Below are 23,007 nucleotides of genomic sequence, written 5' to 3' on the forward strand. Positions count from 1 at the left end.
CCCGTTATCGGCGGCGCAGCAATGCCAGCGGCAGGGTGCGCAGCCGTTCGAGAACCACGGATTTCATCGCCACTGGCGTCGGCAGCGAATCGAGCAGCGCGGGCCACCGTTCCTGGGCCATCGTCACGGCGTCTTTCACGGCGGCGACGGCGATGCGCTCGGCAATCCGGGCTTCGCGCGCGAAGTCCCGGTAGGTTTCCAGTGTCTGGCTGCGTTGCAGAAGATCGATGGCGACGTTCTGTCCGAAAGCCGCGAAGCCTGGCAGGGCGGCCACGCTGACGATGTCATAGGCCGGCGACAGCTCGGGCATCGTGCCATTGCGATAGAGGAACGAGAAATTCTTGAGGTGAGCGTCGCTGTTGCCCAGCAGCGTATGGACGGCTTGCCGCATGAAGAACTGCCGGACGTCTTCGATGCCGCGTACGCTCAGTCGGTCCAGCAGCCGGACGATGGCCACGTAGGCATCGTTGCCGGCGTACTTGCGTGCCGGCATGCGCGTCAGGATCTGGCAGCCGTCTTCGGCATGGACCCGGCCGCCGGGCTCGCGATCGAAGCGGTCCACTGCCAGGAAGTGCAGGTCCGCGCCCAACGCATCGGCCAGGCCCGGCACATCGATGGCCGCCAGCGGCTGCGGCCGGCACACGGCCACCGCCACGCCGGCTGCCTGGGCCAACTGCATCGACACATATTCGTTATAGATCTGGCTGTCGTCGTTGCGTGCCGGCAGCTTGGCGATCAGGTCGGACAGCCGCCCGTGGGTAGGCATGGTGTAGCGCCTGCCTGCGTGCGCGGTAGACAGCGCCAGCTTGTTCTGCACGCCGGACACCGAGGCGGCACCTTCGGTCGCGCCTTCCACGACGGCGATCTCGAGGTTGTCCGCGCCGCCCGTCACCCCGATGGTGCGGACATGATCGGGCAAGGTGTCCAGATTGGCCGGGCGCACGGTCAAGGCACCGGGCAGGTCTTCGCCGGCCGCGGCCAGCACGCCGAAGTCGTCGCGATCATCGGGATGGTGACGCGTGGCCTCCAGCCGCTTGCGCAGTTCGCCCTCGGGCAGCAGCCCGGCAAAGTAGGGGGGAAGTTCGCCGCCGACGTTGTAGACCGCAGGGTGGAACGGATTCGACAGGATGGTGCCAGTCAACGGTTCGTTGCCGGGGATGGTCAGCGAGAGGCTGAGCGTCGGCCGGCCGGGATCGCCGCGAAATTGCTCGCCAGGCACGAAGCGCGTGGTTCGCCCGGCTTCGCAGAGGTAGCCGCAGAGTACTCCGTGCAAGTGCACCGACAGATAGCGCGGCCGGAGTTCGTCGCTCATGTCTCATCCCCGAGCAGCAAATCGACGGAAGTCGGAGCGCCCCGGTCGGGTCCGGCAGCCTTGCCGGCCAGCGTCTGCCGAACCTCCGCCAGATGCTCTTTGGGCACGAGCACCCACTCGGCGTCCAGCGCAGAGGCAATCGCATCGAGTGTCGAAGCGCGCACATCCTGCTTGCCGCTCAGGGCGACGGAGAGGTTGGAACTGGCCATGCCGATCAATCGGCCCACCTCCATTAGAGAGAGTTTCCGGAGCTTCCGAAGCGCGCGCAGTTGGTGGTCGAAATCGGACATGAGGCGAGTCGCAGGCCTGTTCTATTTATTAACATAGCATACGAGATAGATTTATGTGTAAACATAAATATTTACAGTATCTTATGTATTAAGATAAGGACGCAGCAGGCGGAAGCCGGCACTGGCCGCTCCCTTTCCTCGGCCGGCTGGGTCGGCTCGGTGGACTCGGTACTGAGGGCCGCCTGGCCCGGATGCGTGGTCTGCATGGCGATCTCCTGTGTCTGGGCGCACGGGATTGCGCGGTCAAGGGACAGTCTGCAGGCCGGATACCGTCATGGAAATGGGACGGTTCTCAAAAATTCCGGGGCGTCGTCAATCGCGTTCCGCCCCCAACGGCGGCGCGATATCCTCCAGCGCACGCCTCTCGGCATCCACGCCGAAGCGGAGCGCCAGCAGGCCGGCCAAGATCACGAGCGTGGCGCCGATGCCGTAGCCAGCGGCCACCGCGCCCCGGCTGCCGGTTTCGATCAGCATGCCGAACAGCACGGGGGCGACAAAGCCGCCCGTGCCCGTGCCCACGGCGTAGAACACCGAAATCGCCAGGGCGCGCATCTCCAGCGGGAAGACTTCGCTGGCGGTCAGATAGGCGGAGCTGGCCGCGGCCGACGCCAGGAAGAATACGGCGGACCAGCACAGGGCCTGCGCGCGTGCATCGAGCCAGCCTTGCATGAACGCCCAGCCGGTGGCGGCCAGGCCGACGCCCGACAGCACATAGGTGACGGCGATCATCCTGCGCCGTCCGATCCGGTCGAACAGCGGGCCCAGCACCAGTGGGCCCAGCGCGTTGCCCAGCGCGAACGGGAAGATATAGAGCGCCACGCGTTCCTCGGGCACGCCCTGGAACCGGGTCAGCACCAGCGAGTAGGTGAAAAAGATTGCGTTGTAGAAGAACGCCTGCGCCACCATCAGCGCGAACGTGACGACACTGCGCGTGCGGTAGCGGCGCAGCAGCAGGCGCATGATCTCGCCCAGCGCGGGAATGGGTTTGCCGGCGTAGGCCACCGTGGCGGCTGCGCCCACTGGCGGCAACACGCCATGCCGCCGCGCCACTTCCGATTCGATGCTGGCAATCACGCGCGCGGCTTCGTCGTGACGGCCGTGCGTCGTCAGCCAGCGCGGGCTTTCCGGCACATGCCGCCGGATCAGGACGATCGCCACGGCCAGTACCGCGCCCAACGCAAAGCAGACGCGCCAGCCCCATACCGGGCCGAATACGCGCGGGTCCAGCAGCACCAGGCTCAGGCCGGCGCCCAGTGCCGCGCCAATCCAGAAGCTGCCGTTGATGGCCAGGTTCACGCGTCCGCGCACGCGGGCCGGTATCAGTTCGTCGATGGCCGAGTTGATGGCCGCGTACTCGCCGCCGATGCCCAGTCCGGTCAGGAACCGGCAGACGGCGAAGAACGCGAAATTGGGAGAGAAGGCCGTGGCCAGGGTGGCCGCCATATAGACCGCCAGCGTGGCCAGGAACAGTGTCTTGCGGCCCAGCCGGTCGGCCAGGCGGCCAAACAGCAACGCGCCGATGACCGCCCCTGATATATAGATGGAGCCGGACCAGCCTACCTGCGTGGCATCGAGCCCCAGGGTGTCGGGCCGCGACAGGACAGCGCCGACCGAGCCCACCAGGGTCACCTCCAGTCCGTCGAGCACCCAGGCGATGCCCAGCGCGATGGCGACGCGCCAGTGCCAGGCGGACCACGGCAGGCGGTCCAGGCGGGCGGGGATATCGGAATGCCAGGCGGCGATGACGGGCTCCTTGGCGCCGGGATGGCACTCACAAGACTATAGCCACTCCGCAATCGGCTGCCTGTCGGCGATCCGCCGACGCCGCCCCGCCAGCGTCCGCCACAAAAAAAAGGGCGGCCCTTGCGCGGGCCGCCCCTTGCCGTCGGCGGATGCCTGTCTTACTGCGCCGGGAACGACAGCGCGTTGGTCAGGTCGCCCATGGCCGGCTTGCCGTTGGCCACCAGCGCATCGTCCCGCAGCTTCAGGCCCGGCAGCGTCGGCAGGGCAAAGCGGCGCGTGATGAAGCGCAGGATCGACGCCGTGTCGTACTGCGTATGGTCCACGAAGCCTTTCCTGGCGAACGGCGACACGATGATCGCCGGGATACGCGTGCCCGGACCCCAGCGGTCGGCGGTCGGCACCGGTGCGTGGTCGTAGAAGCCGCCGTTTTCGTCGTAGGTCACCACGATCAGCATGTTCTTGTACTGCGGGCTCTTCTGCAGCTGCTGGATCACGTCGACGATGTGGGCGTCGCCGTCGGCCACGTTGGCGTAACCGGGGTGCTGGTTCAGGTTGCCCTGCGGCTTGTAGAACGTCACGGCCGGCAGCTTGCCTGCGGCGGCATCGGCCAGGAACTGGCTGTCGAAATCCTTCAGGTGGGCCGTGCGGTAGTCGGCATGGTCAATCGGGCTGAACGCGGCAAAGAAGTTGAACGGCTGGTGGTGGGCCTGGAAGTTCGGCGTCGTGTTGTTGTAGATCTTGGTGCGATCGGCCGACACGGTCTTCCATGCGCCCGCGTACCAGGCCCAGTCCACGCCGCGCTTGTCGAGGTAGGTGGCGATGGTGTCCTGGGTTTGCGGCGGCAGGGTGCTGGCGGCGTTCGGGTCGGCCAGCAGCTTGGTGGCATCGGTCGAGGCCGGCGCGTTGCCGCTTGGCTGGAAGGCCGGCTGCATCGTATTCACGGCGTAGAACAGGCCGGTGGCCGGGTCCTTCGGCGTAATGGCGCCGTCGTTCACGTACGAGGCTCGGGCGGACAGGATGCTCGTGGAGCTGGTACCGGTCAGCTGCAGGCTCTTGCCGTCAGCTGCCACGGCCGCGATCGATTTCGCTGCCACTGACGTATCGGCGTTCGGGTAGGTCGGCACGCAGGCGCAGACCAGGTACTGGTGGTTCAGGAACGAACCACCGAACGCGCCCATGAAGAAGTTGTCGGCCAGCACGAAATCCTTGGCCACCTTCCACATCGCCATGCTGCTGCCGTCGTAGTAGCCCATGGTGAGGCCGCCGGCGTCGGAGAAGGCCGCGAACTTGTCGTTCTTGCCGCCATTGATCTGCATCTGGTTCTGGTAGAACTTGTGGACCAGGTCGCGGGTGACCACGTTCTGGTTCACCACCACGCCCGTGCCATTGACGCCCAGCGGATCGTCGATGCGGAACGGCTTGTTGGCCCAGCCCACCGTATTGACTTCAGGCAGGGTCACGGACTGGCCCGCAGCAGTGAAACCACCCCAGGTCGGCGGCAGCGACGCCAGCGTCGAATTGTCGAAGTCCTTCTGCGGGGTCAGAGTGCCGACGGCGCTCGGGTTCACACCCGGAATGCCATTGGCGCCGGGAAACAGGCCGTAAAGGTTGTCGAAGCCGCGGTTTTCGGCGTAGATCACCACCACGGTCTTGATGTTGTTCATGGCCACGCGCTGGGCCACGCCGGTCTTGATGGCGGTGGCGATGTCGCCGCCGGCGGCCACCGCGTTGGCGATCAGGTCGATGGCCTGCTCGATCTCGCCCTGCAGCGCAGCCTTGATCTTGCCGTCCGTTTCCTTGTTGTGGTCTTCCAGCAGCTTGTCCGCGGCCACACCAAGGCGATCCGCCAGCTGGCTGCGCGCGGCGTCGAGGTTGCCGCCGTTGCCGTCCATCAGCGCGGCCAGTTCGGTGGAGATGGCGCTGACCACGCCATTGGCGCTGGCCGGCGCGCGGAACACCAGCTTGCGCGTCACGGCGGCATGGCCACCGGCATCGTCGTTACGGAACGCATCCGTGCCGATTTCGGCCACCACGGGGCCCTGGCCATTCACGGTAAAGGCGCCCTTGGCGTCGGTGAAGGCCGAGGCCTCGCTGCTGTCGCACGCGCCGTTGTTGTTGGCGTCGATACAGACCTTGGCGTGCTCGAAGTAGCTGCCGGTGACGACGCCCGACGTGGTGGCGGCGGGGGTGGCGGCGCTGCTGCCGGAATCGCTGCCGCCACAGGCGGACAGGCATGCGGCGGCCAATGCGGCCAGCGGCCACAGACGGGTTTTAGGGCTCATGGCTTTCCTCTTTCTTATATGTGGGAAGACTGCGGTGCTGCGATGAAGCTTGTGGGTACTGCCTGGGTGCGCCGCGAGTGTGGGCCCGCCATGTGTCAGATTGATGATGAGGCGCAGGGAAATCCGATACACCTGCACCGCGCGGCGTTGTCAGGAGGCGGCGTGTCGTTTTCGTGAAGTGTCACGTGGATGTCATCCATCCGGCATAGCCTCTTGCGCCATCCATCGTCATCCCGCCGCCATCATTCCGTCATGAGCTTGCCGCCGCTGTTGTGGAACGCCGCGTTCCCGTCGCTCTTCACCTGGTTGCGCGTGGCGGGCAGCCTGCTGATCGTGCTGCTGGGCAGCCTGATGACAGGGTGCGGGCAACAGGATGCCGCGCCGGCAACGGCCATCGGGAACACACCGCCCCCGCGGGCGGCAGCGGCCAGCGTGCCCGGAGCCGCCGGTCCGAAGCCGTTTTACGCGATGATGGCCGAGCGGCATCCCGACATCGCGCGGCTCAATGCGCTGGGCAAGGCGTTGTTCTTCGATCCGGCACTGTCGGCATCGGGCAAGCAGTCGTGTGCCACTTGCCACAGCCCCGCGCATGCCTATGGGCCGCCGAACAACCTGTCGGTGCAGCTGGGCGGTGCGGACATGACGCGCACCGGCGTGCGGGCGGCGCCGTCGCTGCGCTATGTGCAGAACGTCCCGGCCTACACCGACCACTATCACGAGAACGACGGCAACGACGCCGAGGACCAGGGCCCGACCGGCGGCCACAACTGGGACGGCCGCGCCGCATCGACGCACGATCAGGCCCGCATCCCGCTGCTGTCCGCGCACGAGATGGCCAACGGCGAGCCACGGGTGGTGGTCGAGCGCATCCGCCACGGACCGCATGCCGAAACCTTCCGCAAGGTGCTGGGCCAGGACGTGCTGGACGACGAGGACACCGCGTTCAGCGCGGTGCTGATGGCGCTGGAGGCATTCCAGCAGACGCCCTCGGAGTTCTATCCCTATACCAGCAAGTACGACGCGGTACTGCGCGGCCAGGCGAAGCTCAACGCGGCGGAACTGCGCGGCCTGCGCGTGTTCAACGATCCGAACAAGGGCAACTGCGCCGCTTGCCACCCGGGCGATGTCCGGGAAGGCGCATTCCCCGCGTTCTCGGATTTCGGCTTTATCGCCGTGGGCGTGCCGCGCAATCGCAAGCTTGCAGGCAATGCCGATCCGGCATTCTTCGACATGGGGCTGTGCGGCCCGGACCGGACCGACCTCAAGGACCGTGCGGACTACTGCGGCCTGTTCCGTACCCCGTCATTGCGCAACGTGGCAATGCGCCACGCCTTTTTCCACAACGGCATCTTCCACTCGCTGGACGAGGTGCTGCACTTCTACGCCGAGCGCGATGTAAAGCCGCAGAATTGGTATCCGCGCGGCGCGGACGGCAGGGTGCGGAAGTTCGACGACCTGCCGGCGCAGTATCACGCGAACATCAACATGGAAGCGCCGTTTGGCGGCAAGCCGGGCGACAAGCCGCTGATGACCGAGGGGGAAATGCGCGATGTGATCGCGTTCCTGAAGACGCTGACCGATGGCTATCAGGCCCCGGCCGCAACCCTGAAGATGGCGGCCTCACCCGAAACATCACACCGCATCGGCGGCGGGCAGCAATGGAAGGGACAGGGCCGCTAGTTCAGGCGGCCCACCGCGGCCAGCATCGAGCGGCCATGCGCGGTGATTTGCGGGCAGGGACGTTTGCCCTGTTCGGATTCCAGGATCACCAGTTGCCGGGTGATCAGTGCATCGAGATCGACGGGGTCGATTTCGCGTGCGGCGATGCTTGACGTATCGTCGCGGGTATGTGGGCCGTTGCCGATCAACATCAGCGTGGCAAGTTCATGTGGGCTCAGCACGGTGTTCTCCTTGGCGAGAGGGGAGCGGTTGCTGGGGACATGGGGAACGCGGGGCCGCTGGGAGCGGTGCGTTCCTCCGACGGGATTGTGGACCATCGCGCCGGCGCTTGCACGCTGCATCGCATCGTGACGGCCAGTCGACAGTTAAGGCATTGGACGGGCATGCGCGGCAGGGGTTCCAGCCCGATACAAAACCGCTACAGAACGCAGGGCCTTCATGTGCGCGTCACGCGAAGGGTTGCCGTTTTCTCCCGGATGCCCAGATGATGCCTGACGTTTCCGATCCCGTGTCTATGCCCCTTGCAGCCCCATGGCGATGCCGTCACTGCGCGGATCGTGCGCGCCCGCGCAACTTCCGTCGTCGTACAACGCGATGGCGCCTGGATGGCCCGCCAACGGGCTCTGCGCCTCGATCACGCTGACTTCGTGACCGCGCGTTGAGAGCGTGGCGATCACATCATCGCCCGCATCGGCCTCGATCTTGAGGCTGTCACGCGTGTCGGAGAACGTGCGTCCGAGCAGAAACCGGGGCCGGGACAGCGCCTGCATCGGATCCATCCCATAGTCGATCAGCCGTGTCAGCACGGCGGCCAGCGTCTGGGGCTGGCCGTCGGCACCTTGCGTGCCATACGTCAGCCGCGGCTTGCCGTCGCGCAGATACATGCCCGGATTCAGCGTATGGAAAGGGCGCTTGTCCGGTTGAATCGCGTTGTGATGGGTGGGATCGGTGCTGAATGCGGCGCCCCGGTTGTGCCACAGGATGCCGGTGTCGCCCGCCACCACGCCGCTGCCCCAATCGAAATACACGGTCTGCAGCACGCTCACGCAGCGGCCCTGACGGTCGACGGCCGAAAGAAAGACCGTATCGCCATGCTGGTAGACATGCGGCCACGGCATCGCGTGGCCCATATCGATATGCGCGGCCAACGCCGACAACCGCGCCGGCGACAGCATCGCATCGACGGGCACGGCGGCGAACTCGGGGTCCGCCACGTGCCGGTTGCGCTCGATAAACGCCTGTTTCACGGCTTCCACCAGCAGGTGGTAGTAGTCCGCGCTGCCCTCGGGGATGCTGGCCACGTCGAAGCGTTCCAGGATGCCCATGATCTGCAGCGTGGTCACGCCCTGCGTCGGTGGCGCCAGGCTCAGCAGTTCGCCGCCGCGATATGGCACGCGCAGTGGCGCTTCGTCGCGCGCCGCGGTGCAGGCCAGGTCCTGCAGCCCGAGCGGCGACCCGGCGGCACGCAGCCCCGCGACGATGCGCTCGGCCAGTTCGCCTTCGTAAAATTCGCGCGAACCGAAGTTCGCGATGCGATCAAGGCTGCGGGCCAGGGCGGGCTGCCGCAGCCGGTCGCCTTGCCGGGGCAGGCGTCCGTCGGGCATGAAGACGTCGGCAAAGCCGGGCCAGTCCGACAGTTCCTCGTGCCGGAAGGCCTGCCAGAATCGCTGCGACGGCGTGACGTCGAAGCCTTCCTGCGCCAGTGCGATGGCGCGCTGGAACAGTTGCTTCCACGGTTGCTGACCACCCCAATGGTCGCGGCTGATGGCGAACGCACGGTCCCAGGTGTCGACCGTGGCCGCCGACGTGATGGCCGACGCTGCGCCGCGCGTGGGGATCGCATCGCCGTAGTCCGGCAGCGTGGCTGCGGCCTGTCCGATGCCGGAGAGCGCGCGCACGTTGCCGGCCTGATCGCTGACGATCCAGAAGGCGTCGCCGCCCAGGCCCGTGAAGTGCGGATAGGTGACGGACAGCGTGGCGCCGATGGCGATGGCGGCCTCGATGGCATTGCCGCCGGCGCGCAGGATCTCCAGGCCGGCTTCGCTTGCCAATGCATGCGGGCTGGTGACCATGCCCGCGCTGGAAGTGGCCAGATGCTTCATGCGTGCTGCCCGCCCAGGTAGGCCTGTACCAGCGCCGGGTCCTGGGCCAGTGCCTCGGCATCGCCGCTGGCCACCACGCGGCCTTCTTCGAGCACGTAGGCGCGGTCGGCCAGCGACAGGGCCAGCGCCGCCATCTGGTCCACCAGCAGGATGGTGATCGATGCCTCGCGCAGCGCGTCCAGCGACGCGAACAGTTCCTCGATGACCTTCGGCGCCAAGCCCAGCGACGGCTCGTCGAGCAGCAGCACCGTCGGATTCGACATCAGCCCGCGCGCCACGGCCAGCATCTGCTGCTCGCCGCCGGACATCAGGCCCGCACGCTGGTGCTGGCGCTCGCGCAGGCGGGGCCAGCGCGCGAACATGGCCTCGATGCGGCGCATGGTTTCGGCACGCGAGATGCGGCCCGAAGGGAAGGCGCCCAGCCGCAGGTTGTCGAGCACCGACAGCTCGGGGAATACCTGCCGGCCTTCCGGCACCAGTACCACGCCCATTTCGGCAATCTTCGCCGCGTCGAGCCGGGCCAGATCGGTGCCGTCGAACGTGATGCCGCCCTGTACGGGACGATGCAGCCCCGACAGCGCACGCATCAACGTGGATTTGCCCGCGCCATTGGCACCCAGCAGCGCCACCATCTCGCCTTCGCGGACTTGCAGGTCCACATCGTGCAGTACCGGCGCCGCACCGTAGCCGGCACGCAGTGCGCTGACGCCCAGCACTTCCGGCGGCACGGCGTTGTCCACCGACCGGACGCGCCGCCGCACCGGGGCGCCCGACGCCTCGCCCAGATAGGCGCGGCGCACGGCCGGATCGGCACGCACTGCGTCGGGCGTACCGGCGGACAGGTGCTGACCCGCGTCGATCACCACGATGCTGTCGGACACATCCATCACCAGCGACATGTCATGCTCGACCAGGCCGACCGCGATGCCACTGTCGGCAATCCGCCGCAGCAGTCGGCCCAGCGTTGCCTTGTCCTCGCGGGACAGTCCGGCTGCGGGTTCGTCCAGCAGCAGCACGGCCGGCCGCGTGGCCAGCGCCCGGGCAATTTCCACCAGGCGGCGATCCACGTGGGCCAGGTCGGCGGCGCTGGCATCGGGGTCGCCGGTATAGCCGCAGGCGGCCAGCAAGGCGCGCGCCTCGTTGCGCACGGCGGGGGCAGTGAAGCCCGCGATGCCGAGCAGCGTGCCGAGCCTGCCGCGCGTGAGGGCGATGGCCACGTTGTCGGCCGCGCTCATGCCGGTGAACAGTTGCGTGGTCTGGTAGGTGCGCGAGATGCCATGGCGCGCGCTGTGGCAGGCGCCGCGCGCGGGCAGGGCGTCGGCGCCGAGGCGGCGGCCGCCCGAGCGCGGCCGATAGTAGCCGGACAGCATGTTGAGCACGGTCGATTTGCCGGCGCCGTTCGGCCCGATCAGGCTGGTCACCTGGCCCGGCGGCAAGTCGAACGACAGATCGTCAACCGCGCGCACGCCGCCGAATACCATCGACAGGCCCAGTGCCGACAGCCCCCGGCGCTGCGCGGCCTCGCGCTGCGGCAGCATGGCGCCAGCCACGGCGTCGTGGCCGGCCGGCCTGGCAGGATGCAGGCGGCGGAACGCCGACGTCACCACGCCCACCATGCCGCTGGGCGCTACCCAGAGCACCACCAGCAGCAGCACGCCAAAACAGAGCAGTCGCAGGTTTTCCAGGCTGGACAGGATTTCAGGCAGCAGGCCCACCACGACCGCGCCCGCGACGGGCCCGGCCACCGTGCCGGCACCGCCGATCATCACCACGAGCACGAACAGGATCGACTGCAGGAACGAGAACATGCCCGGCGTGACCATGCCCTGCAGCGGCGCGAACAGGCCGCCTGCCAGGCCGGCCAGCGCCGCCGAGAACGCAAAGCCGACCGTCTTCACGACCAGCGGGTTGACGCCGATCGACGCGGCAGCGGTCTCGCTGTCGCGCACCGCGCGCATGGCGGCACCCCAGCTGCCGCGCGCAATGCGCGCATACGCGGCCAGCGCAAGCCCTAGTACCGCGATGGCGATCAGCGCCAGCGCACGCTCGCCGCCGTCCACACCGGGCAGCGACGGTTGCGCGATGCCCATCAGGCCGTTCTGGCCGCCCGTCAGCCCACGCCATTCCACGGCGCCGTGCTCGACGATGAAGCCGAAGGCGATCGTTACCATCGCCAGCCCGGGGCCCTTGACGCGTAGCGCGGGCAGCGCCAGCAGGCCGCCCAGCGCGGCGGCCACCAGAGCGCCCACCGGCCATGCGGCCCAGAAGCTCCATCCCGCCTGGCCGGTCAGGATGGCCACCGCGTAGGCGCCAATCGCATAGAAGCCAACGTGGCCGAATGACACCTGGCCGGTCAGCCCGAGCAGCAGGTTCAGGCCCACGCCGCAAATGGCGAGCATTGCCACGCCGGCGATGACGAACACGAAATATCCGTTCAGCGTCAGGGTCAGGCCTGCGGCCGCGGCCAGCACCGCGCACATGGCGGCAATCTGCAGCGGCGTACCCAGGCCCAGCCACGGCGCGGCGGGGCGTGCCGGGTTGGCCGGCGGTGCGGTGGAGACCGTGGATGGCATGGTCTTGCTCATGCCCTGGCTTGTTCCTTCGCTCATACCTTGCGTACCTCCGCGCGTCCGAACAGCCCATCGGGCCGCAGCGCCAGCAGCGCGATGACCAGGGCAAAGGTGATGATCTGCGTGTAGCTGGAACCGAGCGATGCGGTCACCAGCGCCTCGGCCACGCCGAAGATCAGGCCGGCCACCATCACGCCCCAGGCGCTGGACAGTCCGCCAAGAATGGCCACGGCGAACGCCTTGAGACCGAAGACGGTGCCCATGTCGGCCTGCACATTGAACAGCGGGGCAATCAGCACGCCGGCGATACCGGCCAGCAGCGTCGACAGCGCGAACGCGCCGGCAATGGTGCGACGGATCGGAATGCCCATCAGGCGTGCCGCATCGCGGTTCTGTACCACGGCGAGCATGGCCACGCCCCAGCGCGACTTGCGCAGGACCACGTGCAGCACGGCCGCCAGCACCAGCCCGACCACCGGAATCACCAGCTGCAGCGGATATACGCCGACGCCCGAACTGCCCAGCTGTACCGACTGCGCGGCCAGCGGCGACGGCAGGCTGCGCGGCTCGGTGCCGAACCACAGCATCACCACGTTATCGAGCACGATGCCCAGCGCCACGGTGGCCATCAGCCAGGCGTTCGAGCCCCGGCTGGCAAACGGCCGCACGGCCAGGAATTCCACGGCCAGGCCGTACAGCGCGCACAGCGCCAGTGCCAGCACGATGGCCAGCGGCATCGGCCAGCCCAGCGTCTGCGCAAACGTGTACGTGAGCACGGCGCCCAGCATCATCGAGCTGCCCTGCGCGAAATTGACCGTGGCAGAGACTGCGTAGGTGATGTGAAACCCCAGCGCCATCAGCCCGTACATGCTGCCCAGGCCCAGCCCGCTGATGAGGGCGGATATCCATAACATGGTGATGTCCTTCTCTTTACGTTTTCGCCCCACTGCCGCATGGCGGAAGCGGGGCGCAACATCGGCAACGCGCGTTTACGGCTTCACGGGCACGATACGGTTGTCGATGAACTGGGCCCAGACGTAGTCGTTCTCGGTCAGCGCATCATGCTGCTGGGGCGAGAACGGCTTCACGTAGGTCTTGATCAGGCCCTCGTAGCGGTCGATCTTGTAGAAGCCCTCGCGCACTGCGTCGCCCTTGGTGCTGCCGGCCTTGGCGATGGCCAGCGCGGCCAGTTGCGTGGCGTCGTAGGCGTTGGCCACGCCCACGGCCGGCGTGATGTCGTCCGGGCCCTTCACGTCGCTGTACTTGGCCTTCAGGTCGTTGACCACGCGCGTGCTGACCGGCGTCGGCGTGCCGAAGAAGCTGTAGGTCTGCACGAAGTGGACGTTCTTCGCGTTCGGTCCCGCCAGTTCCGTGAAGCGGCCGCCGGCCGGGCCCCAATGCGACACCACCGGCACCTTCCAGCCCATCCGGTCGAGCGACTTGACCACCTGCGCCGACGGGCCGACGTTGCCCACCATCAGCAGCACGTCGGCGCCGGCGGCCTTCAGGCGGCCGAGCTGGGGCACCACATCCACGTCGTTGGCCTCGAATTTCTCGACGCCCACCGGCTTGCCGCCCTTGGCGGCCATCGCGGCCACGATGCCTTTCTCGTTCGATTCGCCCCACGGGTTATTCACCAGGATCAGGCCCGGCTTGCTGGCGTTGAACGCCTTCTGTGCGTACTGCAGCATCGCCTTGTCCACCACCTCGTCCACGGCCGAGACACGGAACGCGAAGTTCGGATTCGCGCCGTTGTGGGTGATCGGCGTGCCGGCGGCCCACGGGCCCATGAACGGCACCTTCTCCTGATTGGCGATCGGCACGATGGCCATCGAGACTGGCGTGTCGAGCCCGCCGAACAGCACGGCCACCTTCTCCTTGTAGATCAGTTCGCGCGCAGCCAGCACACCCTTGGCCGGATTGCCTTCGTCGTCGCGGCGCACCAGCTCGAGCTTGCGACCGCCCAGCAGGCCGCCCCTGGCATTGATTTCGTCGATGGCGATGGTCATGCCGCGCGTCAGCGATTCGCCGGCCCGGGCGGACTGGCCCGACAGCGCCGTGATCAGGCCGATCTTGATGGTGTCGGCGGCACGTGCGGGCAGGGCGGTCATGGCGCAGGCGGCCGCAGCGGCAGCGATCAGTGCACGGCGTTGGGGACGAAACATGGCGGATCTCCGGATGGGTTGGTGTCGGCGGGCTGTCTCGCAAGAGCCGTGCCATCGCGTTGACGAATCACCCGGAAAGTCCGGGACAACCGGTATTTCAATACGTAGACGATCTGGCCCGCAATTTGCGAACGATTAAGCGACATTCATGCATACGATCGGAATCGGGGCATCGCGCACGAAGGCGGTGCCGGTTCCGGGGGCGGATGCACCAACCAGAAGAAAGGCACTCGTTCATGACCTTCAATCCGAGTCCGCTGGCGGCGGCGCAGGCGGCGCCGTCGTTCGGTCCGTTGCGCCATCACGGCCGTTTTCCGTACCGCCCGATCACTGACGCCGATGGCTTCCGCTGGCCCAATGGCGCGCGCCTGGCCGTCTATCTCGGCTTCAATATCGAGCACTTCGCGTTTGGCGAGGGGCTGGGCGCGAACCTGGGCCCGGTATCGCCGCAGCCCGACGTGCTGAACTACAGCTGGCGCGAGTACGGCAACCGCGTGGGGGTATGGCGCTGCCTGGAACTGTTCGATCAGCTGGATATGCCCACCGGCGTGATCCTGAACACGGCCATCTACGATCATTGCCCGGCGGTGCTCGATGCGTGCCTGGCGCGTGGCGACGAACTGATCGGCCATGGCCATACGAATGCCCACCGCCAGAGCGAATTCGACGAGGCTGGCGAGCGTGCGCTGCTGGTGCACTGCCGCGACCGCATCCGCGAACACAGCGGTCGTGCGCCGGGTGGCTGGCTTTCGCCCTGGATTTCCGAAACGATGGTCACGCCCGACCTGCTGGCCGAAGCCGGCTACCGATACACCCTGAACTGGGCCCACGACGACCGGCCGGTGCGCATGCAGACGCGCAACGGCGGGGCGCTGTGGTCGATCCCGTACCCGCAGGAGCTCAACGACATCCCGATGATCATCGCCCGCCAGCTTGACGGCGTGGCATTCGCCGACATGATCATCGACCAGTTCGATGAAATGCTGCTACAGGCCAATCATCCGCAGCACCCGCAACCACTGGTGATGGGCATCGCGCTGCATCCGTATCTGGTGGGGCAGCCGTACCGGCTCAGGCACCTGCGTCGGGCGCTGGCACACATTGCCGCGCGGCGGTCGCACGGCGAGGTCTGGCTGACGACACCAGGCGCGATCTGCGACGCCATGGACGCCCAGGTGCCCATGGCGCTGGATAGCGCCAGTGCCGCCGCGCGCTAACATCATGGGCATTGTTTCCCTGACCGACGCCATGTCAACCAAAGCTGCAAGGAAAGCCGCCCCGAGGGCGGAGCAAGCGCGTCCGCCGGCGACTTCGGCCATCCCGGATGCGCCGGACGCACCGGACGAGCGGCAGGACGCCGACACCCGCATCTACCAGGCGATCTTCGACGGCGTGCTGAACCATCGGCTGACCCCGGGCACCAAGCTGCCCGAACCCGAGCTATGCACGCTGTTTGGCGTGGGCCGGGCCGTGGTGCGGCGTGTACTGGAAAAGCTCGCGCACGACGGCATCGTGGCGCTGCGGCCCAACAAGGGCGCGGTGATCGCCGAGCCGACGCCCGAGGAAACCAGCCAGATTTTCGAGGCGCGGCGGGCGATGGAGCGGGTGCTGGTCGAACTGGCCGTCGAGCGCGTGACGCCGGACGACCTGCGCGAACTGCGCCGGCAGCTGGCCGACGAGCACGACGCGATGCACCGCTTTGACCAGCCTTCATGGGCGCGGCTGGCCAGTGGCTTCCACCTGCGGATTGCCGCGCTGGCACGCAACCCGGTGCTGCAACGCTACCTGACCGAACTGGTCTCGCGCTGCTCACTGATCGTGGGGCTTTACGAGCCACCGGGTCACGCACCCTGCGAGCACGACGAGCACGCCGCCATCGTCGCCTGCATCGAGGCGCGTGACGCCGTGGGCGCGGTGACGCTGATGGAGGCCCACCTGCGCGAACTGGAACAGCGCATCGAAACGTCGCGCATGCAGGGCGAAAAGAGCCTGGCGCAAATGCTGGGCCTGCCGCGGCGTGAAACCGGAGTCCCCAAGGAACACGATGGAAATTGATTTCACCGCGATCACCGAATATCAGCGTTACAAGCTCATGGCCAGCCTGATCGTGCCGCGGCCGATCGCGCTGGTCACCACGCTGGGCCCCGACGGCACGGCCAATGCGGCGCCGTTCTCGATGTTCAACATGCTGGGCGAGGAGCCGCCGATCGTGATGATCAGCGTGAACCGCCTGGGCGACGGCTCGCTGAAGGATACGGCGGCCAATATCGTGCGGACGCAGGAATTCGTCGTGCACCTCAGCGACGAGGCGATGGCCGAGAAAATGCATCGCTGTGGCGAACGCCTGCCGCCGGACATGAGCGAACTGGCCCACGTGGGGCTGACGGCCGCTGCGTGCACCGACGTGGCCCCCCCGCGCATCGCCGAGGCGCCGGTGGCGTTCGAATGCCGGCTCTGGGAAACGCTGGAGACGGAAAGCCGCCAGATCTTCATCGGTCGCGTGCTGCGCCTGCATGCGCGCGACGGACTGATCGATACCGAACGCTGGCGCGTGCGGCTGCAGGAGTATTTCCCCGTGGGCCGCTTCGGCGCCAGCTTCTATGTCACCACGCGCGACCGCTTCTCGCTGGAGAAGGACGCCGGCGTGGTCACCGCGTCAACCGCGATCGACGAGATGTGAGCCCAGCGGCGCCGGCGGATCGAGGACTTCTACCCCCCCCCCCGCGCGGCTTAGCCCGGATGCACGACGACCAGCAGCGCCGTCGCCACGCTCTTGCCCGGATTGGAAATGGCATGGGTCACATCGGCGCCGTAGCGCGCGGTTTCGCCATGCTTCAGTTTCTTTTCATCGCCGGCTGACCGCACGGTCATGGCCCCGCCCAGCACCGACAAGTGCTCTTGCGTGCCCGTCTCGTGCGGTTCGGACGCCAGCACGCCCCCGGGCTGGATGGTCAGTTCATACCATTCAAAGCGGCCGGCCAGGTCGATTGGACCCAGGATGCGCAGTTCGCAGCGCCCGTCCGGGCTCTTCAGCGCCGGCACCGCGTGCGCCTGAACCACCGTCACGGCGGGCGCCGGGGCCGATTCCGACCCCTGGGCGAGAAAATCCGTCAGGCTCACACCGAGCGCATTGGCCAGCCGCCACAGCACCGCCACCGTGGGATTGGCCAGGTTCCGTTCGATCTGCGACAGCATAGACTTGGAGACACCGGCGCGGCGCGACAGGTCGTCCAGCGACAGTTGCTGGCTCTGCCGCAGCGCCTGCAGGGCGCTGCCTACCGCCGGCGGGCCATCGACGGCCGCGGGTGGCTTGGCGGGTGAGGGTTGCGTCATCGACATCTGTTCGTTATAGTACACGTCACGTTCGATATATAGAACACGTTCGATTTATCGATCGAACGATCCGAGACATTACCACCGGGAGTCTGGCCATGTCGAGTGCCGAGGCTTTTTATGCATCGATCCGCGCCGAAGTCGACGCCATCCGCGCCGCGGGGCTGTACAAGCGCGAGCGCATCATCGCCACGCCGCAGGGCGCCACCATCCGCACGGCGGACGGGCGCGAGGTCATCAACCTGTGCGCCAACAACTATCTTGGGTTGTCGTCGCACCCGAAGGTGATGGAGGCCGCCCACGCCGCGTTGCGCACGCATGGCTACGGGCTGTCGTCGGTGCGCTTCATCTGCGGCACGCAGGACCTGCACAAGGAACTGGAACGCCGCTTGGCCAGTTTTCTGGGCACCGAAGACACCATCCTCTACGGTTCGGCCTTCGATGCCAACGGCGGCCTGTTCGAAACGCTGCTGGGCCCCGAAGACGCCGTGATCAGCGACGAACTGAACCATGCGTCGATCATCGACGGCATCCGCCTGTCGAAAGCGCGCCGCTACCGCTACAAGCACAACGACCTGGACGACCTGCGCGCGCAACTGAAGCAGGCCGACGCTGAGGGCGCGCGCTTCAAGCTCGTGTTCAGCGACGGCGTCTTTTCGATGGACGGCACGGTGGCGCGCCTGGACGAGATCCGCAAGATCTGCGACGAGCACGGCGCGCTGCTGGGCATCGACGAATGCCACGCCACCGGCTTCATGGGCCAGCGCGGCCGCGGCACGCACGAGGCGCGCGGCGTGTTCGGCAAGATCGACATCATCACCGGCACGCTTGGCAAGGCGCTGGGCGGGGCATCGGGCGGCTTCACCTCCGGCCGCAAGGAAGTGATCGAGTTGCTGCGCCAGCGTTCCCGGCCGTACCTGTTCTCGAATACCGTGGCGCCAGCCATCGTGGGCGGCAGCATCGCCGTGCTGGACCTGCTCGAAGCCAGCACCGAACTGCGCGACAGGCTGGAGCAGAACACGAAGTTCTTCCGCGAAGGCATCGTCAAGCTTGGCTACGACATCAAGCCCGGCGACCATCCGATCGTGCCGATCATGGTGTACGACGCCGACAAGGCCCAGAAGCTGGCCGACCGCCTGCTGGAACTGGGCGTCTACGTGGTGGGCTTCTTCTACCCCGTGGTGCCGAAGGGGCAGGCGCGCATCCGTGTGCAGATGAGCGCCATCCATGATGAAAGCACCTTGCGTCCGGCACTGGACGCATTTGCCCAGGCCGGGCGCGAGCTGGGACTGATTCCATGACCGATGCAGCAGACAACGCGGTGCCGAAGATCCTGATCATCGGCGCCAACGGGCAACTAGGTTCGGAACTGGCGCTGGCCCTGGCCGAGCGTTACGGCCGCGAGCAGGTGGTGACGTCCGACGTGGTGCCCACCGGGCGCCACGTGCACATCGCCCATGAAATGCTCAATGTCACCGACCGGGGCGAGCTGACCACGGTAATCGAGCGGCACGGCATCACGCAGATCTACCTGCTGGCGGCGGCGCTGTCCGCCACGGGGGAAAAGGCGCCGCAATGGGCCTGGAACCTGAACATGACGGGCCTGCTGAACGTGCTGGAAGCCGCGCGCCATCATGGCATCCAGCGCGTGTTCTGGCCCAGTTCGATTGCCGCGTTCGGGCCCACCACGCCACGGGTGAATACCCCGCAGAAGACCGTGATGGAGCCCACCACGGTCTACGGGATCTCGAAGCAGGCCGGCGAGGGCTGGTGCCGCTGGTACTTCGAAAATCACGGCGTGGACGTGCGCAGCGTGCGCTATCCGGGCCTGATCTCGCACAAGACGCCGCCCGGCGGCGGCACCACCGACTATGCAGTGGACATCTTCCACTACGCCGTGCGCGGCGAGCCCTATACGTGCTTTCTCAATGCCGATGAGCGCCTGCCGATGATGTACATGCCCGACGCCATCCGCGCCACGCTGGAGCTCATGGAAGCCCCGCGCGAAGCGGTGCGCGAGCGCGGCAGCTACAACCTGGCCGGCATGAGCTTCACGCCGGCCGAGATTGCGGAAGCCATCCGCAAGCGCGAACCGGGCTTCGAGATCCGCTACGCAGCCGATTACCGGCAGGCCATCGCGCAAGGCTGGCCCGATTCGATCGATGACAACGCCGCCCGGCAGGATTGGGGCTGGCAGCCGCATTACGGCTTGCAGGAGATGGTCGACGACATGCTGCAGAACCTGCGGGCAACGGCCGGGGCGGGGGCCGTGGGGGCTGCTGCTGCGGCGGCTGCGGGATAAGGGCGGGCTGGTTCAGTCGCTGCCCGACTGTTCGGGCCACCAGGCGAAACGCCAGTCCGCATAGCTGCCGGCGTGGGCAAAGGCGGCTTCCTCGGCCGCATGGCTGTACTGCCTGAGCGGGCGAAGCGGCGACGTGCTGTGGACACCCAGGAAGCCGTCGCCGGGCGCGGGGAGATATTGCCAGTCGCCGCCGGTCATGGGATCGCGCCAGGCGCGACGCAGCCATCGGCGTGGCTCGCTGCCGCGCTGATCGTCCACGAGGTCGTCGAGCGTACGCGGGTAGCTGCCGTCGCCGTTCTCGACATATCGCCGGATGGCCACCTGGATCTCCCGCCCAACGTGGCGCAGCTCGAACTCCCGTTCGCGCTGGGCGCGGGTCTGCCAGACATCGCCGATTTTCATCAGGTAGATGCCGGTCACTGCCACGGCCGCCAGGCACAACACCAATGCAAAGCCGGCCGGGCGGCCGGTGCTAGAGATCCTCGAACGGCGTGCCATCGCGGGTCTGGCCGGGCGCGGTGCTGCGGACATCGAAAACGCCTTCGGATGCCGGGCGGCCGTAGGCCGTGCTGTCGGACATCGGCGGGGGGACCACCCGCCAGGCCGTGGTACTGCGCAGGATGGGGTCTACCGGAATCTGGCGCAGATACGACTGCGCCACCAGCGCCTCCAGCGACGGCGGGTAATCGCCGTGATCGGCGTGGAACCGGTCGATCGCCTCGCGCATCGCCAGCAGGTTGTGCCGCAGCACCACCTCTTCGGCGCGGTCGGTCTGGGTGGCATAGCGCGGCACGACCAGCGTCATCAACGCGGCCATAATGGCCAGCACTACGAGCAGTTCGATCAGCGTAAAGCCGGCCCGGCGTTGGTTGGCGAAAATGCGACGTCCCATCTACCAGTCCTTGTAACGCACGCCGTTGGTGCCGACATCGACCGATGTCGAATAGACGTCGAAGACGTCGTCCCCGGCTTCGGGGGCATCGGGTGGGCTGGCGTAGGCGCGCAGGCCCCAGGTATCCGCGTCGGGGGTGCCAGGACAGGCGCACATCGGATCGCGCGGAATGCGGCGCAGAAAGTAGAGCTTGGCGCCGGCCGGGTTGCGGATGTCGGTCACGCCTTCGACCAGCGCCGCCAGCGTGGGTGGATAACCGCTGGCCCCGACCATGCGCGTCAGGCGGCCGCCGTCCATGGCAGCCTTGTGGGCGTCGATTGCCTCACGAATCTGCCACAACGCCCGGCGCAGTTCGGCCTCGCGATTCTGCTGCGCGGCAATGCGGGCGAGCGGCCACGCGATCATGGCCAGCGTGGCCAGCAGGGTCAGCGTCACCAGCACTTCGATCAGCGTGAAGCCTGCGCCTCCGCGCGCCGATGCGCCGAGGCGTGTTGCGGCGCGTCTCATTGACTGAACTCGAAGGGCGGCACCGGCTTGGCAGGCACGCGCGCGGGCCGGACGGCGGCGGGCGCAGGCTGCAGCACCAGCGGGGCGGTGGTGATGGCGCCTGGGGCCCGCTATTGAAGGCGGTGACGTGCGCGGCCGGCACGGGAAGATTGCGCACGATGCGCGGGGTGATCAGCAGTACCAGTTCGGTGGTGGTCGTCTTGGTCTCGCGGGTGCCGAAGACACGATCGAGAATCGGAATATCGCCAAGTCCCGGTATGGCGTGGCCGCGCGACTGCGCATTGCGGTTGAGCAGTCCGGCCAGCACCTGGGTTTCGCCGTCCCGGGCGGTCATGTTGGTCTCCGCCTTGCGCGTGCCGATCTGGTAGGCCATCAGCCCGGTCTGGGTCTTGATCGTGCTGACGACATTGGACACTTCCAGCGCCACCTTGACACTGATCTCGCCATCCTGTGACAGCGTCGGCGTGACATCGAGCTGCAGGCCCACGTCCTGGTAGCTGACCGATTCGGTGACCACGCCATTGCCGTTGACAGTCGTCACCACCGGCAGCCGGTCGCCAATCATGATCTTGGCTTTTTCCCGATTCTTGACGCGAATGCGCGGATTGGCCAGCAGTTGTCCCTGGCCCGTCTCGCGCGCCAGGTTGGCCGTGACCACCGGATCGCCGAGATTGACCCCGACCTTGTCGCCGTTCAGATGCCGCAGTTCGTTCCAGGTCAGCGTGCCGGCCTTGCCGGCGGCGCCCGCCACCGAGGCGGAGACGCTGGACGGATAGCGAATGCCAAGGTTCAGGGCATCGGCGTTGTTGACTTCGAGAATCTGCACATCGAACATCACCTCGGATTGCGGCAGGTCATGGGCGATTACCAGCCGCTCGGCCACTTCCACGGCTTCGGGGGTATCCCGGACCACCAGCATGCCTAGCCGTTCGTCCACATAGACGTCTTTCGTCTTCACGATCTGCTTGATCATGCTCATCACCTGCTTGGGATCGGCGTTGCTCAGGTAGAACGTGCGCGTGGTCAGATCGCGGTATTGCTGCTGCTTATCGGCCACCTTCGGGTAGATCAGCAGCGTTGTGTCGTTGAGAATCTTCTTGTCTAGATGGTTGGTGGCCAGCACCAGATCCACGATGGCCTCCACCGAGGTGTCGTTGGCGGACACCGTGGCACGCAGGTCCTGCGGCACATCCTTGTCCAGCACGAAGCTGAGCTTCGACAGCGTGGAGATGGTGGTCAGCACCGTGGACAACGGCTGATCGCGGAACTGTACGGAAATGGGCTGGCGCAGCGACGCGGCCAGTGTGCGGGCCGGGCGGCCACGCTGGCGTTCCTGCGTCACCACCAGTTCGTCGCGCAAGGCGCGTGCCTGGGCGTGCCGGGCATCGGTGGCCAGCGCGTCGTCCAGCGTGTCGATGGCGCCGGCCGGGTTGGCGTCTGCCTGTGCCCGTGCCGCTGCGACCGCTGCAGCCATCGGCTGCGCGCTGGCGGCACGCCGGGCGCCCTCCAGCGCACGCGCATTGGCCGGATCGATGGACAGCGCTTCGGCAAACGATGCGGCCGCGGCATCCACGTTCCCGAGATCGAGCTGCGCGGCGCCTTGCTGCACGAGCGTCCAGATGCGCTGTTCGCGCTCCACGCGATAGCGAAGCTGGCTGGCGACATCGTCTGGCGCCGCGGCGGCGTCGGCGGCGGCCTTTGCGAGCGACGCGCCGGGGTTCGGTGCGGCACCTGGCGCCCGGCCGGGCAAGGCCGCGCAGCCGCTGAGCAAGAGCGCGCTGACGGCTATGGCGCTCAACTGCATGGGGACATTCAAGGTAAGACTCTCC

The 23,007-nt window shown here is 67.1% G+C and carries 20 protein-coding genes; 6 read left to right on the top strand and 14 right to left on the bottom strand.

Annotated features, from left to right (window positions below; genetic code table 11):
• Positions 1-4: 4 nt before the first annotated feature.
• From D9X30_RS18685 to acpA, 4 genes are all read right to left on the bottom strand, one after another.
• Positions 5-1,312 (bottom strand): type II toxin-antitoxin system HipA family toxin, encoded by a 1,308-nt coding sequence (locus D9X30_RS18685; protein WP_153948036.1) that lies wholly within the window; start codon positions 1,310-1,312, stop codon positions 5-7.
• Positions 1,309-1,602 carry a helix-turn-helix domain-containing protein gene (locus tag D9X30_RS18690; RefSeq protein ID WP_153948035.1) on the bottom strand — a complete coding sequence of 98 codons (294 nt, stop codon included), beginning with the start codon at positions 1,600-1,602 and terminating at the stop codon, positions 1,309-1,311. The genes D9X30_RS18685 and D9X30_RS18690 overlap by 4 nt, the downstream gene beginning before the upstream one ends.
• A gap of 312 nt (positions 1,603-1,914) precedes the next feature.
• On the bottom strand, positions 1,915-3,345 hold the full coding sequence (locus tag D9X30_RS18695) for an MFS transporter (RefSeq protein WP_249641013.1): 1,431 nt from the start codon (positions 3,343-3,345) through the stop codon (positions 1,915-1,917).
• A 158-nt stretch (positions 3,346-3,503) separates the two neighbouring features.
• Positions 3,504-5,627 carry an acid phosphatase gene (gene acpA / locus D9X30_RS18700; RefSeq protein ID WP_153948033.1) on the bottom strand — a complete coding sequence of 708 codons (2,124 nt, stop codon included), beginning with the start codon at positions 5,625-5,627 and terminating at the stop codon, positions 3,504-3,506.
• Positions 5,628-5,879: 252 nt separating this feature from the next.
• Between acpA and D9X30_RS18705 the strand changes: the two genes are divergently transcribed.
• The gene (locus D9X30_RS18705) at positions 5,880-7,307 is read left to right on the top strand and encodes a cytochrome-c peroxidase (protein WP_153948032.1); all 1,428 of its coding nucleotides are present in this window, start codon (positions 5,880-5,882) and stop codon (positions 7,305-7,307) included.
• On the opposite strand, the gene D9X30_RS18710 is transcribed toward D9X30_RS18705, so the two are convergent.
• The 5 genes from D9X30_RS18710 to D9X30_RS18730 all read right to left on the bottom strand — a co-directional run bounded on the left by D9X30_RS18710 (position 7,304) and on the right by D9X30_RS18730 (position 14,144).
• The gene (locus tag D9X30_RS18710; RefSeq protein ID WP_249641007.1) at positions 7,304-7,528 is read right to left on the bottom strand and encodes a hypothetical protein; all 225 of its coding nucleotides are present in this window, start codon (positions 7,526-7,528) and stop codon (positions 7,304-7,306) included. The two genes, D9X30_RS18705 and D9X30_RS18710, sit on opposite strands and share 4 nt — an antisense overlap.
• Before the next feature lie 291 nt (positions 7,529-7,819).
• Complete coding sequence (gene ggt / locus D9X30_RS18715) at positions 7,820-9,409, bottom strand: gamma-glutamyltransferase (protein ID WP_228770922.1); 1,590 nt, start codon at positions 9,407-9,409, stop codon at positions 7,820-7,822.
• Positions 9,406-12,018: a branched-chain amino acid ABC transporter ATP-binding protein/permease gene (locus D9X30_RS18720; RefSeq protein WP_228770921.1), complete on the bottom strand. Its 2,613-nt coding sequence runs from the start codon at positions 12,016-12,018 to the stop codon at positions 9,406-9,408. The genes ggt and D9X30_RS18720 overlap by 4 nt, the downstream gene beginning before the upstream one ends.
• Entirely contained in the window at positions 12,015-12,893 is an 879-nt protein-coding gene (locus tag D9X30_RS18725) for a branched-chain amino acid ABC transporter permease (RefSeq protein ID WP_153948031.1), read from the bottom strand. The genes D9X30_RS18720 and D9X30_RS18725 overlap by 4 nt, the downstream gene beginning before the upstream one ends.
• Before the next feature lie 75 nt (positions 12,894-12,968).
• Positions 12,969-14,144 carry an ABC transporter substrate-binding protein gene (locus D9X30_RS18730; protein ID WP_153948030.1) on the bottom strand — a complete coding sequence of 392 codons (1,176 nt, stop codon included), beginning with the start codon at positions 14,142-14,144 and terminating at the stop codon, positions 12,969-12,971.
• 236 nt (positions 14,145-14,380) lie between these two features.
• Between D9X30_RS18730 and D9X30_RS18735 the strand changes: the two genes are divergently transcribed.
• Genes D9X30_RS18735 through D9X30_RS18745 form a run of 3 tightly spaced genes read left to right on the top strand, consistent with a single transcriptional unit; the run spans position 14,381 to position 16,824 of the window.
• On the top strand, positions 14,381-15,361 hold the full coding sequence (locus D9X30_RS18735) for a polysaccharide deacetylase family protein (RefSeq protein WP_194946518.1): 981 nt from the start codon (positions 14,381-14,383) through the stop codon (positions 15,359-15,361).
• 31 nt (positions 15,362-15,392) lie between these two features.
• Complete coding sequence (locus D9X30_RS18740) at positions 15,393-16,199, top strand: GntR family transcriptional regulator (RefSeq protein WP_153948029.1); 807 nt, start codon at positions 15,393-15,395, stop codon at positions 16,197-16,199.
• Complete coding sequence (locus D9X30_RS18745) at positions 16,189-16,824, top strand: flavin reductase family protein (RefSeq protein WP_153948028.1); 636 nt, start codon at positions 16,189-16,191, stop codon at positions 16,822-16,824. The genes D9X30_RS18740 and D9X30_RS18745 overlap by 11 nt, the downstream gene beginning before the upstream one ends.
• Before the next feature lie 50 nt (positions 16,825-16,874).
• On the opposite strand, the gene D9X30_RS18750 is transcribed toward D9X30_RS18745, so the two are convergent.
• Positions 16,875-17,477, bottom strand: a complete 603-nt coding sequence (locus tag D9X30_RS18750) for a helix-turn-helix domain-containing protein (protein WP_153948027.1) — start codon at positions 17,475-17,477, stop codon at positions 16,875-16,877.
• A 98-nt stretch (positions 17,478-17,575) separates the two neighbouring features.
• Between D9X30_RS18750 and kbl the strand changes: the two genes are divergently transcribed.
• Positions 17,576-18,778: a glycine C-acetyltransferase gene (kbl, locus tag D9X30_RS18755; protein WP_153948026.1), complete on the top strand. Its 1,203-nt coding sequence runs from the start codon at positions 17,576-17,578 to the stop codon at positions 18,776-18,778.
• Positions 18,775-19,779 carry an NAD-dependent epimerase/dehydratase family protein gene (locus D9X30_RS18760; protein WP_153948025.1) on the top strand — a complete coding sequence of 335 codons (1,005 nt, stop codon included), beginning with the start codon at positions 18,775-18,777 and terminating at the stop codon, positions 19,777-19,779. The genes kbl and D9X30_RS18760 overlap by 4 nt, the downstream gene beginning before the upstream one ends.
• Before the next feature lie 12 nt (positions 19,780-19,791).
• On the opposite strand, the gene D9X30_RS18765 is transcribed toward D9X30_RS18760, so the two are convergent.
• Genes D9X30_RS18765 through D9X30_RS18780 form a run of 4 tightly spaced genes read right to left on the bottom strand, consistent with a single transcriptional unit; the run spans position 19,792 to position 22,994 of the window.
• A complete protein-coding gene (locus tag D9X30_RS18765; protein ID WP_153948024.1) occupies positions 19,792-20,277 on the bottom strand; it encodes a type II secretion system protein in 486 nt (161 codons plus the stop codon).
• Positions 20,252-20,671 (bottom strand): type II secretion system protein, encoded by a 420-nt coding sequence (locus D9X30_RS18770; protein WP_153948023.1) that lies wholly within the window; start codon positions 20,669-20,671, stop codon positions 20,252-20,254. The genes D9X30_RS18765 and D9X30_RS18770 overlap by 26 nt, the downstream gene beginning before the upstream one ends.
• The gene (locus D9X30_RS18775) at positions 20,672-21,112 is read right to left on the bottom strand and encodes a hypothetical protein (RefSeq protein ID WP_502799652.1); all 441 of its coding nucleotides are present in this window, start codon (positions 21,110-21,112) and stop codon (positions 20,672-20,674) included. It abuts the gene before it with no gap.
• Positions 20,994-22,994 (bottom strand): secretin GspD/PilQ domain-containing protein, encoded by a 2,001-nt coding sequence (locus tag D9X30_RS18780; protein WP_153948021.1) that lies wholly within the window; start codon positions 22,992-22,994, stop codon positions 20,994-20,996. Before D9X30_RS18780 ends, D9X30_RS18775 begins: the two co-directional genes overlap by 119 nt.
• Positions 22,995-23,007 lie beyond the last annotated feature (13 nt).

Origin of the sequence: Cupriavidus sp. U2, from assembly GCF_009663685.2 — a bacterium.
GTDB lineage: Bacteria > Pseudomonadota > Gammaproteobacteria > Burkholderiales > Burkholderiaceae > Cupriavidus > Cupriavidus necator_C.

Excerpts from the sequence above, each read along its gene's own strand:
- D9X30_RS18685 (WP_153948036.1), bottom strand. The coding sequence starts at position 1,312 with ATGAGCGACGAACTCCGGCCGCGCTATCTGTCGGTGCACTTGCACGGA.
- D9X30_RS18690 (WP_153948035.1), bottom strand. The coding sequence starts at position 1,602 with ATGTCCGATTTCGACCACCAACTGCGCGCGCTTCGGAAGCTCCGGAAA.
- acpA (WP_153948033.1), bottom strand. The coding sequence starts at position 5,627 with ATGAGCCCTAAAACCCGTCTGTGGCCGCTGGCCGCATTGGCCGCCGCA.
- D9X30_RS18705 (WP_153948032.1), top strand. The coding sequence starts at position 5,880 with ATGAGCTTGCCGCCGCTGTTGTGGAACGCCGCGTTCCCGTCGCTCTTC.
- ggt (WP_228770922.1), bottom strand. The coding sequence starts at position 9,409 with ATGAAGCATCTGGCCACTTCCAGCGCGGGCATGGTCACCAGCCCGCAT.
- D9X30_RS18720 (WP_228770921.1), bottom strand. The coding sequence starts at position 12,018 with ATGAGCGAAGGAACAAGCCAGGGCATGAGCAAGACCATGCCATCCACG.
- D9X30_RS18725 (WP_153948031.1), bottom strand. The coding sequence starts at position 12,893 with ATGTTATGGATATCCGCCCTCATCAGCGGGCTGGGCCTGGGCAGCATG.
- D9X30_RS18730 (WP_153948030.1), bottom strand. The coding sequence starts at position 14,144 with ATGTTTCGTCCCCAACGCCGTGCACTGATCGCTGCCGCTGCGGCCGCC.
- D9X30_RS18735 (WP_194946518.1), top strand. The coding sequence starts at position 14,381 with ATGACCTTCAATCCGAGTCCGCTGGCGGCGGCGCAGGCGGCGCCGTCG.
- D9X30_RS18740 (WP_153948029.1), top strand. The coding sequence starts at position 15,393 with ATGTCAACCAAAGCTGCAAGGAAAGCCGCCCCGAGGGCGGAGCAAGCG.
- D9X30_RS18745 (WP_153948028.1), top strand. The coding sequence starts at position 16,189 with ATGGAAATTGATTTCACCGCGATCACCGAATATCAGCGTTACAAGCTC.
- D9X30_RS18750 (WP_153948027.1), bottom strand. The coding sequence starts at position 17,477 with ATGACGCAACCCTCACCCGCCAAGCCACCCGCGGCCGTCGATGGCCCG.
- kbl (WP_153948026.1), top strand. The coding sequence starts at position 17,576 with ATGTCGAGTGCCGAGGCTTTTTATGCATCGATCCGCGCCGAAGTCGAC.
- D9X30_RS18760 (WP_153948025.1), top strand. The coding sequence starts at position 18,775 with ATGACCGATGCAGCAGACAACGCGGTGCCGAAGATCCTGATCATCGGC.
- D9X30_RS18765 (WP_153948024.1), bottom strand. The coding sequence starts at position 20,277 with ATGGCACGCCGTTCGAGGATCTCTAGCACCGGCCGCCCGGCCGGCTTT.
- D9X30_RS18770 (WP_153948023.1), bottom strand. The coding sequence starts at position 20,671 with ATGGGACGTCGCATTTTCGCCAACCAACGCCGGGCCGGCTTTACGCTG.